Origin of the sequence: Grimontia sp. AD028 (assembly GCF_000973155.1) — a bacterium.
Lineage (GTDB): Bacteria > Pseudomonadota > Gammaproteobacteria > Enterobacterales > Vibrionaceae > Enterovibrio > Enterovibrio indicus.
Genome location: NZ_LASY01000020.1, coordinates 1 through 12,569, shown reverse-complemented (window position 1 = coordinate 12,569; position 12,569 = coordinate 1). Strand labels below are relative to the sequence as shown.

15 protein-coding genes are annotated in these 12,569 nt (G+C 51.1%); 12 read left to right on the top strand and 3 right to left on the bottom strand.

The genetic code is table 11. The annotated features are described in order from the left end of the window. The first annotated feature begins 7 nt into the window (after positions 1-7). Positions 8-319 carry a DUF2007 domain-containing protein gene (locus RN22_RS05205; protein ID WP_046303396.1) on the top strand — a complete coding sequence of 104 codons (312 nt, stop codon included), beginning with the start codon at positions 8-10 and terminating at the stop codon, positions 317-319. 97 nt (positions 320-416) lie between these two features. After that, a complete protein-coding gene (locus RN22_RS05200) occupies positions 417-653 on the top strand; it encodes a YecH family metal-binding protein (protein WP_046303395.1) in 237 nt (78 codons plus the stop codon). A gap of 49 nt (positions 654-702) precedes the next feature. Here the strand turns inward: RN22_RS05200 and RN22_RS05195 are convergent, their stop codons facing one another. Beyond that, on the bottom strand, positions 703-987 hold the full coding sequence (locus tag RN22_RS05195; RefSeq protein WP_002535427.1) for a DUF1145 domain-containing protein: 285 nt from the start codon (positions 985-987) through the stop codon (positions 703-705). Continuing rightward, entirely contained in the window at positions 984-1,619 is a 636-nt protein-coding gene (gene rsmD / locus RN22_RS05190; protein WP_046303394.1) for a 16S rRNA (guanine(966)-N(2))-methyltransferase RsmD, read from the bottom strand. The genes RN22_RS05195 and rsmD overlap by 4 nt, the downstream gene beginning before the upstream one ends. Positions 1,620-1,864: 245 nt before the next feature. Here rsmD and ftsY point away from each other — a divergent pair, with 245 nt between their 5' ends. The 8 genes from ftsY (at position 1,865) to glpD (ending at position 10,362) form a co-directional block, all read left to right on the top strand. Then, complete coding sequence (ftsY, locus tag RN22_RS05185) at positions 1,865-3,748, top strand: signal recognition particle-docking protein FtsY (RefSeq protein ID WP_046303393.1); 1,884 nt, start codon at positions 1,865-1,867, stop codon at positions 3,746-3,748. A gap of 5 nt (positions 3,749-3,753) precedes the next feature. Beyond that, positions 3,754-4,419 carry a cell division ATP-binding protein FtsE gene (gene ftsE, locus RN22_RS05180; protein ID WP_046303392.1) on the top strand — a complete coding sequence of 222 codons (666 nt, stop codon included), beginning with the start codon at positions 3,754-3,756 and terminating at the stop codon, positions 4,417-4,419. Then, complete coding sequence (gene ftsX / locus RN22_RS05175; RefSeq protein ID WP_046303391.1) at positions 4,412-5,317, top strand: permease-like cell division protein FtsX; 906 nt, start codon at positions 4,412-4,414, stop codon at positions 5,315-5,317. The genes ftsE and ftsX overlap by 8 nt, the downstream gene beginning before the upstream one ends. A 128-nt stretch (positions 5,318-5,445) precedes the next feature. Continuing rightward, complete coding sequence (rpoH, locus tag RN22_RS05170) at positions 5,446-6,309, top strand: RNA polymerase sigma factor RpoH (protein ID WP_002535417.1); 864 nt, start codon at positions 5,446-5,448, stop codon at positions 6,307-6,309. Positions 6,310-6,630: 321 nt separating this feature from the next. Beyond that, positions 6,631-6,960 carry a thiosulfate sulfurtransferase GlpE gene (gene glpE, locus RN22_RS05165; protein ID WP_046303390.1) on the top strand — a complete coding sequence of 110 codons (330 nt, stop codon included), beginning with the start codon at positions 6,631-6,633 and terminating at the stop codon, positions 6,958-6,960. 22 nt (positions 6,961-6,982) lie between these two features. Continuing rightward, positions 6,983-7,819: a rhomboid family intramembrane serine protease GlpG gene (glpG, locus tag RN22_RS05160; protein ID WP_046303389.1), complete on the top strand. Its 837-nt coding sequence runs from the start codon at positions 6,983-6,985 to the stop codon at positions 7,817-7,819. Between the two features lie 94 nt (positions 7,820-7,913). Further along, the gene (locus tag RN22_RS05155; RefSeq protein WP_046303423.1) at positions 7,914-8,675 is read left to right on the top strand and encodes a DeoR/GlpR family transcriptional regulator; all 762 of its coding nucleotides are present in this window, start codon (positions 7,914-7,916) and stop codon (positions 8,673-8,675) included. A 151-nt stretch (positions 8,676-8,826) separates the two neighbouring features. Continuing rightward, entirely contained in the window at positions 8,827-10,362 is a 1,536-nt protein-coding gene (gene glpD, locus RN22_RS05150; RefSeq protein WP_046303388.1) for a glycerol-3-phosphate dehydrogenase, read from the top strand. A gap of 57 nt (positions 10,363-10,419) precedes the next feature. Here glpD and RN22_RS05145 read toward each other — a convergent pair whose 3' ends face one another. Continuing rightward, positions 10,420-10,827 carry a flagellar basal body-associated protein FliL gene (locus RN22_RS05145; RefSeq protein ID WP_046303387.1) on the bottom strand — a complete coding sequence of 136 codons (408 nt, stop codon included), beginning with the start codon at positions 10,825-10,827 and terminating at the stop codon, positions 10,420-10,422. A gap of 201 nt (positions 10,828-11,028) precedes the next feature. Here RN22_RS05145 and RN22_RS05140 point away from each other — a divergent pair, with 201 nt between their 5' ends. Together RN22_RS05140 and ubiA are read left to right on the top strand one after the other, a co-directional pair. Then, positions 11,029-11,565: a chorismate lyase gene (locus RN22_RS05140; RefSeq protein ID WP_046303386.1), complete on the top strand. Its 537-nt coding sequence runs from the start codon at positions 11,029-11,031 to the stop codon at positions 11,563-11,565. Then, positions 11,566-12,426, top strand: a complete 861-nt coding sequence (ubiA, locus tag RN22_RS05135) for a 4-hydroxybenzoate octaprenyltransferase (protein ID WP_046303385.1) — start codon at positions 11,566-11,568, stop codon at positions 12,424-12,426. Positions 12,427-12,569 lie beyond the last annotated feature (143 nt).

Here is a 12,569-nt window from a genome sequence, read left to right as displayed (position 1 = left end):
GGTAAAGATGTCTTGGGTTCAGGTGTATAGTGCGAGCAATTCACTGGAGGCGCACAGCCTTAAAGGCATGCTGGAAAGCATAGGCATTGAGGTGGTGTTGAAAGGAGAACCCCTTTCCAGTGCGACAGGTGAGCTCCCTTCTGATGCTATTGCAGTGACGCTTTGGGTGGATGCCATGCGCGAGCAACAAGCACGTCAAGCCCTCAATGACTACGAAGCACAGGCCGAGCAAGTCTGGTTTTGTCACGCCTGTGGTGAGGAAAATGGCGGCAGCTTTGAGATTTGCTGGCAGTGCAGCACACCACGCAGCGAGCGCTGAGTACTGATTGAAAGCTGATTAAGCTTTGCTCTATATCAAGAATTGCCGCCTGAGGCTGTGTTTCTATATGCGCAAATTCTAATAGCGTGGAACCAACATGCCTGCATCAATTCATGTGCATGAGATCCTGAATCATCTTAAGCAACAGCCAATGTCCGAACAGGCGCTGACTCATTGGGTCGATGGTCAATGGGGCGCGAGTGCGCGTTTTCATACCTGCAGCCAACAAGGGCTCTCTTTCAGCGAAGTGCTGGAGTTTCTGCGTCGTCGCAAAAAAATCTTTGAAGACATGGGCGCGATTTCAGTCAATGAAGCGCGGGTCTGCAATCACTGAACTGCGGTGAACTGACGTAAAAAAGGCCTCTACTGAGGCCTTTTTCATCTTATTCTTTGACGTTGTCGCCAACCATATACTTGCGGCGAATATCGAGCAGGGCAAAGATCCCGAAAAATAGGATCGACCACTTCTCCCATTTCGTCATGTTGATCTTGTCGCCGAAGGCACCGATGAAGATCAGCATTTGCAGGCCGTGCATACAGAACAGGAAAGCGGTCATGATGTATAGCGCCATTGCTGCCACACCCGGGAACGGATGCACGATATTGGCGAACAGAACAAACCAGACAAAGCCGATGGCCGCTTTTGCTAACAGGATGAGTGCTTTCATTTTTCCTCTCTTTGATACAGCCGGAAACTGACTTGTCCGGCATGTTTTTCCTTAATCATGTCCCAATGAGTTGGCACAACCGGTTGTCCCAGTTCTTTTTCCGCCTCAATGTAAATCAGCGCGTTGTGGCTTAACCATCCGTTCTGCTCAAGTTTGCTGATAACGTCACTCAGCAAGTCTTTACGAAACGGCGGGTCAATGAAAACCACATCAAACGGCTGCCCTTTATTGGAGAGATACGACAATGCATCAGTATTGTGCACTGTCGCGTTATCCGCTTTCAGCGTATTGAGATTCTGACTGATTTGGGTCGCTGCGCCTTTGTCCAGCTCCAGCAGTGTCACTTGCTCTGCCTGACGGGACAAGGCTTCCAGCCCCAAACCGCCACTGCCGGCGAACACATCCAGACAGCGCGCTTCATACAGATCTGCTGCCAGCCAGTTAAAGACTGTTTCTTTCACGCGATCTGTTGTAGGGCGCAGGCCTTCCACGTTTTTTACCGGCAATTTGCGACCACGCCATTTGCCGGCGATGATGCGGACAAATCCTGATCCGCCTCCTGCATTTGCTGCTGAAGCATTACCACGACCGGTGTTTCGGTTCGCAGTGTTTTTAGGGTTACGTCGTACCATAGATTTTTTGACCGCTAAGAAGGTGTTAGACTATACGCGTTCGGTAATGGCTCTGCATTTTCCCCAATCTTATTCAGTTAGCGACGTAAGGGCTTTGGCCACTTTCGCCGGGGTTGCTGCGTCGAGAAAAGGTATGCATTTAACCGCCGTTACCACACTGCATTGACTTAGGCGCAGTGTTCACAGTTTTAGATCAGCTCGCTGTTATCGCGCCGATTGTACCAATCAAGCTTTAGGATTTGCCAATGGCAGAAAAAAAGAAACGCGGATTTATGTCCTGGCTGGGTTTCGGCCGAAAAAATGACGAACAAGATGCTCAGCAAAAAGCCGCAGAAGAAGCGCGCTTAGCGGCGGATGCAGAAGCGAAGGCGCAAGCGGAAGAAGAAGCCCGTTTAGCGGCAGAAGCTGAAGCGAAAGCGCAGGCTGAAGAACAAGCTCGTTTAGCCGCAGAAGCTGAAGCGAAAGCGCAGGCGGAAGAAGAAGCCCGTTTAGCGGCAGAAGCTGAAGCGAAAGCGCAGGCGGAAGAACAAGCCCGTTTAGCGGCAGATGCTGAAGCGAAAGCACAGGCGGAAGAACAAGCCCGTTTAGCAGCAGAAGCTGAGGCGAAAGCACAGGCGGAAGAAGAAGCTCGATTAGCGGCAGAAGCTGAGGCGAAAGCACAGGCAGAAGAAGCAGCCCGTTTAGCTGCAGAAGCTGAAGCGAAAGCACAGGCGGAAGAACAAGCTCGCTTAGCGGCAGAAGCTGAAGCGAAAGCGCAGGCGGAAGAACAATCTCGTTTAGCCGCAGAAGCTGAAGCGAAAGCGCAGGCGGAAGAGCAAGCCCGTTTAGCGGCAGAAGCTGAAGCAAAAGCAGAGGCGGAAGAGCAAGCCCGTTTGGCGGCAGAAGCTGAAGCCAAAGCAGAGGTCGAAGAACAAGCCCGTTTGGCGGCAGAAGCCGAAGCGAAAGCGCAGGCGGAAGAAGCAGCCCGTGTAGCTGCAGAAGCTGAAGCGCAAGCGCAGGCGGAAGAACAAGCCCGTTTAGCGGCAGAAGCTGAGGCGAAAGCACAGGCGGAAGAAGAAGCCCGTTTAGCGGCAGAAGCTGAAGCAAAAGCGCAGGCGGAAGAACAGGCTCGCTTAGCGGCAGAAGCTGAAGCGCAAGCAAAAGCCGAGGAAGAGGCGCGTCTTGCAGCGGAGCAAGCGGCTCAGGCTGAGCAGGAAAAACCGAAAAAAGAAGGCTTCTTTGCGCGCCTGAAACGTGGTCTTCAGAAAACCAAAGTCAATCTGGGCGCAGGTTTCTTTGGCCTGTTCAGCGGTAAGAAAATTGATGATGAGCTGTTTGAAGAGCTCGAAGAACAGCTGCTGATTGCTGATGTGGGTATGGACACCACTACCAAGATCATCGACAGCCTCACTGACAAAGCGTCTCGCAAAGAGTTAAAAGATGGTGAAGCGCTTTACGGCATCCTCAAGCAAGAAATGGCAGACATCCTGAGCAAGGTGGAAAAGCCACTGGACGTTGAGAAAAAAGATGGCCCATTCGTCATCTTGATGGTTGGCGTGAATGGTGTGGGTAAAACCACCACCATCGGTAAGCTTGCCAAGCAATTCCAGCAGCAAGGTAAGTCAGTCATGCTGGCAGCAGGTGACACTTTCCGCGCAGCCGCAGTCGAACAGCTGCAAGTATGGGGCGATCGCAATAGCGTTCCCGTGATTGCACAGCACACAGGCGCGGATAGTGCATCAGTGATCTATGACGCGATTGAAGCTGCAAAAGCACGTAATGTGGATGTGGTCATCGCCGATACTGCGGGTCGTCTGCAAAACAAAGCTAACCTGATGGAAGAGCTGAAGAAAATCGTCCGCGTGATGAAAAAGCTCGACGAGAATGCGCCGCATGAAATCATGCTGACCATCGATGCAGGCACAGGCCAAAACGCGATCAGTCAGGCGCGTCTGTTTAACGACATCGCACCGCTTTCCGGGATCACCCTGACCAAGTTGGATGGGACGGCGAAAGGTGGTGTGATTTTCGCGGTGGCTGACCAATTCAACATCCCAATCCGTTTTATCGGTGTAGGTGAAGGCATTGACGATTTACGTCCGTTTGTGGCGGAAGACTTTATCGAAGCTCTGTTTAGTCAGGAGGACTGATAGGCGTGATCCAGTTTCAGCAGGTAAGTAAGGCCTACCGCGGTGGGCAGCAGGCACTGCAAAAAGTGAGTTTTCACTTACCCAAGGGTGACATGGCATTTTTGACCGGTCACTCGGGTGCGGGGAAAAGTACCCTGCTGAAATTGCTGTGTGCGATTGAACGGCCAAGTGACGGACAAGTTCTGTTTAATGACCACGACATCTCACGTATTGCGCGAAAAGATATTCCTTTTCTGCGCCGCCATATCGGTGTGATTTTCCAGGATCACAAACTTCTGATGGACAGAAGTGTGTTCGACAACGTGGCATTGCCGCTACGCATCGAACAGGCGAGTGAAAACGACATCAAGAAACGTGTCTCAGCGGCACTGGATAAAGTAGGTTTGCTGGATAAGGCAGCCTGCTTGCCGATTCAGCTTTCCGGTGGTGAACAGCAACGCGTGGGCATTGCCCGTGCGGTGGTCAACCGTCCGATGGTGCTGGTGGCTGATGAGCCAACGGGTAATCTGGATGCAGATTTGTCACAGCAAATCATGGAACTGTTCCGCCAGTTTAACCAAGTCGGCGTGACCATACTGATGGCCACCCACGATACGTCGCTACTCAACCGCTATGACATGCGTCGTTTTGAATTGAATCAGGGTCATCTGTCGGAGGTGACACGTGGCTAACTTCATTTCTGTGCACAAACAGCAGGGCGGTCAGGCGTTTCGCGATTTAATGGCGAAACCTTTAGGTAACTTGCTGACCATTCTGGCGCTTGCGTTTTCACTGGCACTGCCAGCCACGCTGTTTATGTTGGCGAAAAACGTCGTTGCAGTGACGCAAGAGTGGCAGGCTCCCAACCAATTAACGGTCTATCTGAACCCGGTGTCGGAAAGCCGCGCGGAAGCCTTCGGCGAAGAGCTTGCTGCTTGGTCTGAAGTGGCGACTGCTGAATATATCTCTCCGGAGCAGGGATTAACCGAGCTTCGACAGATCCAAGGGTTTGAAGAAGCCGTAAGCCTTTTGGAAGATAATCCGCTGCCCGCAGTCGTGGTGTTGACGCCTGCGAGTGATGATGCGGCGGCCGTGACTGCCCTTGCCGCGAAATTGCGAGCCACATCGGAAGTGGAGGAAGTGCGTCTCGACAGCGATTGGCTTCAACGCCTGTCTGCTATTGAATCACTGGTTCTGACATTAACCTGGGTGTTCTCCGGTCTATTGCTAATGGCAGTGTTCCTGATCATCGGCAACACCCTGCGCCTGCAGGTACAAAGCCAGAAAGAAGAGATTCAGGTCATGAAGCTGGTGGGTGCGACCGACAGCTACATCCTACGCCCTTATTTATACACTGGCGTTTGGCTGGCGTTGTCTGGGGCCATCGTGGCTTGGTTGGTTACTATGGTAAATAGCCTACTTTTAGATGCAGCCGTAGCAAAATTGGCTACATTATATAGCAGCGGTTTCAGGCTATCGGCGCTAAGCCTTGAAGAAGGGCTGATTTTGCTGATGGTGTCAGGACTGATTGGCCTTCTGGCTGCCAGACTCGCCGCAGCAAAACATATGCGGGATATTGAACCTGTTTGATGTTTGAACCTATCCGATAAAAGCAGGTCACAAAATGGTACCTACTTGCAGTTTTTTTGAACTCGAGTAGAGTATCTGGTTCGCTTCGAAAGCGAAGAATAGTTCGATAAAGTCGAAAAGAGGTGAAAATGACAACAGAGATGTATGCACTGGCCCCCATCTCCCAAGATAGCCTTGATAGCTATCTGCAGCAGGTAAACGGCTACCCAATGCTGTCTGCGGACGAGGAGCGTGAGCTGGCAGAACGTCTTCACTACGAGGAAGATCTGGATGCGGCAAAAGGCCTAATCCTATCTCACCTGCGCTTTGTTGTTCATATCGCCCGTGGTTATTCCGGTTATGGATTACCAGTGTCTGATTTGGTGCAGGAAGGTAACATTGGTCTGATGAAGGCCGTGAAGCGCTTTAACCCGGAAGTGGGTGTGCGTCTGGTTTCTTTCGCTGTTCACTGGATCAAAGCAGAAATTCACGAGTACGTACTGCGTAACTGGCGTATCGTGAAAGTCGCAACCACCAAGGCGCAACGTAAGTTGTTCTTCAACCTGCGTAAGTCTAAGAAGCGTCTGGGCTGGTTCAACGCCGAAGAAGTGAATATGGTCGCAGACCAGTTGGGCGTTGATGCGGCAGAAGTGCGTGAGATGGAATCCCGTCTTGCGGCGCAGGATGCTGGGTTTGACGCTGGCGCAGATGATGATGAGCGTGAAGGTGGTGCAGTTGCTCCTGTCTTCTATCTGGAAGATAAAAGCTCGGATGTCGCGACCAACCTGGAATCACAGAACTGGGAAGACCACGCGAATCGTCGCCTGGCACAAGCCATGTCCGGACTCGACGAGCGTAGCCAGCACATTATCCGTTCACGCTGGCTGGACGATGACAACAAAGCCACGTTGCAGGAACTGGCTGATCACTATCAGGTGTCTGCAGAGCGTATCCGTCAACTTGAAAAGAACGCGATGCGTAAACTGAAAGAAGCCGTTGGCGACGCTTTGTGATTGCCTACTGAATACGTTGAAGAAAACCGACAGATTGTCGGTTTTTTTGTACCTAAAATTCTTCCAAAATCGCCCCGATAAAAATGTTTTCCACAGTTTTATTACGATCAACACAACATATAGTGGATCCGGCTTTCAGATCATACTTTATCAACGCAATCCACAGTGTTTTCCACAGGTGGTGAAAAAGCATACAAAGTCCTTGTATTCTCCATGGCATGGTGAAGAAAAAAGTCATGTACAATGCTGTTTTACGTCTCTTGGAGCCATAAGTGGCTGGGAGAGGTATATTGATCAGGTCAGACGGGAGTGGAATAACCCATGGAACAATTTGCGCATATCTCTGTAACGGACGCTTTGGCAATGCTGAAAGGTGATGATCATCACGCTGTGATGGTGGATATCCGGGATCCTCAGTCATTTCAATTATCTCATCCACAGGGCGCATTTCACCTTACCAATGACTCCATTGTGCAGTTCATGAATGAAGTGGACTTCGAACAGCCTGTGTTGGTGATGTGTTACCACGGCGTGAGCAGTCAGGGCGCAGCACAATATTTGATTAACCAAGGCTTTGAGCAGGTGTACAGTGTAGATGGTGGATTCGAAGCCTGGCACCGACAATCCCTGCCGGTGGAATCGGGCATCTGATCGAAAACAACAAAGAGGTACTATGATAAGGCTGACTGCACTTTCTAACCCCCGAGCCGCGCAGGCTTTTATCGATTACATGGCATCAAGGAACATCGCGATTCAGATGATGCCAGAAGGGGAAGGGCAGTTTGCCTTATGGCTGGCAGATAGCCAGTACCAGATTGAAGCTGAAGCCGAACTCGCCGCTTTCCTTCAAAACCCGGGCGATGAGAAATATCAGGCAGCGTCGTGGAACATGGCTGAAAGCCGCACCGCCAAGTTTTTCTATCCACGCCAGGGGCTGCTTACTTCACTCAAACAAAATGCGGGGCCTTTCACGCTCTCTATCATGGTGGTGTGTATTGTGGTGTATGCCGGACTGACGTTAGGTTTCGGCAATGATGTTTTCTCTCTGCTTCACTTCCCGGCGACGGACGATCAGCAGTGGCAACTTTGGCGATTGTTCTCCCACGCTTTGCTTCATTTCTCTGCGACTCACATCGTTTTCAACCTGCTGTGGTGGTGGGTGCTTGGCGGCAAAATCGAAAAACACAGTGGCAGCGCCAAGCTCATGCAGCTTTTTCTGCTGACAGCACTTTTCTCCGGCCTTGGTCAGTACGCCTTTGAAGGCCCGGCTTTCGGTGGAATGTCCGGTGTAGTTTATGCACTTTTGGGATACTTGTGGTTGATGGGCACATTAGCCCCAGAACGTGGGCTTTCCATTGAACCTGCCTATGTTGGCTTTATGCTGCTTTGGCTTGCCGTGGGCTTTTTCGAACCCTTTGGTATGGCCATTGCCAATATGGCGCACCTTTTCGGTTTAGTGTCAGGCTGTGCGCTTGGGTTCATAGACGCCAAACTGCGAAGAGCGAGGTAATGTGAGCTCTGCTCATCCTTGAACTGGCCTGATTGGCAATCCCAGTGCAGCCACGTAAACTGTGGGTGGTTTTTACTTTTTCGCAGGGGATGCCGTGAAACAGACATTACGCCACCAGGAAATACTCGATCTTGTTCGAAGCAAAGGATACGTCAGCACTGACGATCTGGTGGCTCACTTTGATGTCAGCCCCCAAACCATCCGCCGCGATCTGAACGAGCTTGCGGCCGAGAACAAAATCCGTCGCCAGCATGGTGGCGCAACCATCCCTTCCAGCTCTGTGAACACGGCTTATGACGCCCGTAAGGCAATGCAGCACGAAGCCAAGAATAAGTTGGCACAGGCGCTTGTGGCGCATATTCCAGATGGTGCGACTCTTTTTATCGACATCGGTACCACGCCGGAAGCGGTCGCGCGTGCGCTGCTGAACCACGAAGATCTGCGCATTGTGACCAATAACCTCAATGCAGCCAGTATTCTGATGGCCAAAGAAGACTTTCGCATCATCATGGCGGGCGGAGAAGTGCGCAACCGTGATGGTGGCATTATGGGTGAGGCGACGCTGGACTTCATTTCCCAGTTCCGTCTGGATTTCGGCATTCTGGGGATCAGTGGTATCGACCTCGACGGTAGCCTTTTAGATTTTGATTATCACGAAGTGCGTGTAAAGCAGGCCATTATGGAGAATAGCCGCTCAGTCATGTTGGCCGTTGACCACACCAAGTTTGGCCGAAGTGCCATGGTCAACGTCGGAGACATTGCACAGGTCGATATGCTTTTCACCAATGCGCCTTTACCGGAAACGCTGCAAGCGCGGTTGCAAGATACTGAAACTCAAATAGAAATGGTCGAGTGATTTTCCTTTTCGATGATGAAGCCGCCTGATGGCGGTTTTTTTATGCCCGTAATGCGCGATTTTTCTTCATTTTGTCATTGGGGATGGCGCTTTTTTGTACTAGAATGCTCGAAAACGAAAGTTAAAATGTTCGTATGAGCGCGAGGGTGTAATGGAACAGGCAAAAGAAAATCAAAATAACGACGTGTTGGATGTGATTGTTGTCGGTGGCGGCATTAATGGCGCAGGTATTGCTGCGGATGCTGCTGGTCGCGGTTTGAGTGTTGGCCTTTATGAAGCGGCCGACTTTGCTTCTGCGACGTCTTCAGCCAGCTCCAAACTTATTCACGGCGGCCTTCGTTACCTCGAACATTATGAATTTCGTTTAGTCAGTGAAGCCTTGGCCGAGCGTGAAGTGCTTTTGAAAAAAGCCCCGTTCCTTGCCTGGCCGATGCGTTTTCGTTTACCGCATCGCCCACACCTGCGCCCGGCCTGGATGATCCGTATCGGTCTGTTTATGTATGACCATCTTGGAAAGCGCACCACCTTGCCCGCCAGCAAAGGACTTCGTTTTGGTGCTGATTCTGTCCTGAAGCCTGAAATGATAAAGGGCTTCGAATACTCAGATTGCTGGGTGGATGACGCGCGATTGGTGATCCTGAATGTCATGGACGCAGCCGAGCGTGGCGCGGAAGTGCGTAACCGCTGTAAGGTTGTGCGCGCAGAGAGAAACGGTGGAGTTTGGGACGTGGATATCCTCGATACTGTGACTCAAGAAGTCTTCAGTCGCCGATGCAAAGTGTTGGTGAATGCGGCCGGCCCTTGGGTGAAATCTTTCTATGACGACAGCACCTCGCTCAAATCGCCTCGCGGCATTCGCCTGATCAAAGGCAGCCATGTAGTTGTGCCTCGCGTCCATAACGAAGAGGCTGCATACATCCTGCAAAACGAAGATGGCCGTATTGTGTTTGTGCTGCCGTATCTTGACCGCTTCTCCATCATTGGTACGACTGATGTGGAATACAAGGGCGACCCACGTGAAGTGGCGATTGAGCAGAAAGAAGTCGATTATGTGCTGAAGGTTTATAACCAGCACTTTAAACGTCAGTTAAGTACGGATGATGTGGTGTGGACCTACAGCGGCGTGCGCCCGCTTTGTGACGATGAATCTGACTCACCACAAGCCATCACCCGTGATTACACCCTCGACCTAGATGACAATGGCGGTGATGCGCCTATGCTGACCATTTTCGGTGGAAAGCTGACGACCTACCGTAAACTGGCTCGTGCAGCGGTGAATAAGCTGGAACCTTTCTTCCCTGAGATGGGCGAAGACTGGACCGCAGATCAGGTATTGCCGGGCGGTGAGGATATTTCAAGCTTCGACGATGTACAGCAGCGCTTGAAACAAGAGTGTCCGTGGATGGATGATTTCACGGCTAACCGTTTGGCCATCACTTATGGCAGTCGCGTCTGGGTGTGGCTCAATGGTGCGAAGACGGCTGCTGATTTGGGTATCGACTTCGGTGAAGGTCTGTCACAGCGCGAAGTGGAGTATCTGATGGCATCTGAATATGTGCAGGATGCTGAAGATTTGCTGTGGCGTCGCACCAAACTGGGTTTGTACCTTTCTAAGGAACAGCAACAACAGGTTGCTGACTACATTTCCAGAGGCGCATCAGCAATGGATGAGGCCGCGACGGCCTGAGTCCGGAAAGCAAAAAACAAAAGGCGGCCCTCTGGCCGCCTTTTCAGTTCTTAACGCTTACTGGTACAAGTATTTTGTAAACAGCAGGTCAGAAATGACTTTCTGATTGGTTTCCGCCAATAGCATTTCGTTTACCTTGTCCAGACACGCTTTGCGAATCGACTCGCGGCCGGAGAGGGATTTCACACGCACTTCATTTTCCTGGCTCAACACTTCAATGATGGTGTCGCGGATCAGCGGCTGGTGATATTCCAGCATCTGTATCAGTGAAGGGTCATCCACCATTAGGTCAACTCGGACATTAATAAACCCAAGTTTGCGGCCTTCCGTAATAAAGTTAGTGGTGATCTCTGGCTCAAGCGTAAAATAGCTGAACTGCGCGGCATTCTCTTCCTCAGCCAAGGTTGGAAGGGAAAACAGCAGAGACACGATTAAGGCGAAAACAGCAGTGATATTTTTTTTCATGGTTTTTGCCAAACCCCGGATTTCATCAATCTCTTATGGTAGTTTAGCTGCGCGAATAGGGGCACAGCTTGTACAATAGCGCAATATACCTAAACCACTTAAAGCCCGAATCTCTAAGTGGTTTAGGTATATTAATACTAAACACTATTGGCCGATTCGGCGAAAGTTTTGTGGTTTTTTTGCTCTTTGGCTCAGGATAACATGTCAGAATTCAAGGAATTACACTTACAAGCTCTCATGAATGCAAAGTGGGAGGAGCCAGACTGGCAAACACTTGAAACTACCCGCGAAGGGGCGTGGTTACTGGAACGCCACTCGATGACAGAAAGGTTGAAAGCGCACTGTCGCACGCTGGCCGTTGAGGTGTTGGGCTTACATGAAATAGAACAATCTGCCCTGACTGAGAACGAGCTCGGCCTGTTAGGTGAAGAGTCTTGTTTGGTGCGTGAAGTGGTCCTGTCTGGTGATGGGGATGCATGGCTGTGTGCACGTACTTTGGTGCCTAAATCGACCCTGACAGAAAAAGAGCAAGATATTGCAGATCTTGGCGCGGTGCCTTTGGGGCAGCGCGTGTTTAATCAGGCCAATGCCCGTCGTGATGCCATTGAAGTCACGACTGTTGTGGTAGAAGGACAAACCCTGCTGGCGCGCCGTTCGCGCTTGTGGGTCAATGAAAAGCCAATGCTGGTCTCCGAGCTTTTTTTGCCGGATGCGCCGGTGTATCAGGAGGAAGGCTAAATGGATGCGGCCAAGGCGAGAGCGTATTGGCAATTAACGCGCATGGACAGGCCAATCGGTAGTTTGTTACTGCTGTGGCCAACACTGTGGGCATTGTTTCTGGCTGCAGACGGGGTGCCGAATCTGCACGTACTAGTCGTCTTCGTGCTTGGCGTTATTATGATGCGAGCAGCAGGCTGTGTGATTAATGACTTTGCTGATCGTAACTTTGATGGCCATGTGAAACGCACTAAAGCCCGCCCGCTACCTTCAGGACTGGTGACCGCCAAAGAGGCATTAGCCCTGTTTGGCTTGCTGATTTTGGGCGCATTCTTGCTCGTACTCACGCTTGACCCGCTGACCATCAAATTATCTGTGGTCGCTGCACTGTTAGCGTCTGTCTATCCCTTCATGAAACGCTTTACCCATATGCCGCAGTTGGTGCTTGGAATGGCATTTAGCTGGGCGATCCCGATGGCCTATGCGGCGCAATCCGGCGAATTGCCGCCAGTGGCGTGGATGCTGTTTCTGGCCAATGTGTTATGGACCGTGGCCTATGACACCCTGTATGCCATGGTTGATCGCGATGATGATCTGAAAGTCGGCATCAAATCCTCCGCCATTCTCTTTGGCCGCTTCGACAAGATTGCCGTTGGTATCCTGCAACTGATTACGGTCCTGTTGTTGGTGCTGGTGGGCTACCTCAGTGAGCTTTCACAAGTTTACTACTGGTTCCTGCTGGCCGCTTCGGCGCTGTTTGTTTATCAGCAGTGGTTGGCGCGTGGTCGTGAGAGAGAGCTTTGCTTCAAAGCCTTCCTGAATAATAACTACGTCGGAATGCTGGTCTTTATTGGTTTGGCGCTTGCTGTGTTGATCAAGTGATACGCTGTATATACCCAAACAACCTGAAGATGCTTGAATTCAGAGGTCATCAATGCGTTCAATTCGAGGCAAATTTCGCGAGGAATAGTCGTTCTATTTCCGTGGAATTTAACGAAGAAGTGGGCGCATTGAGGGCCTCCCTT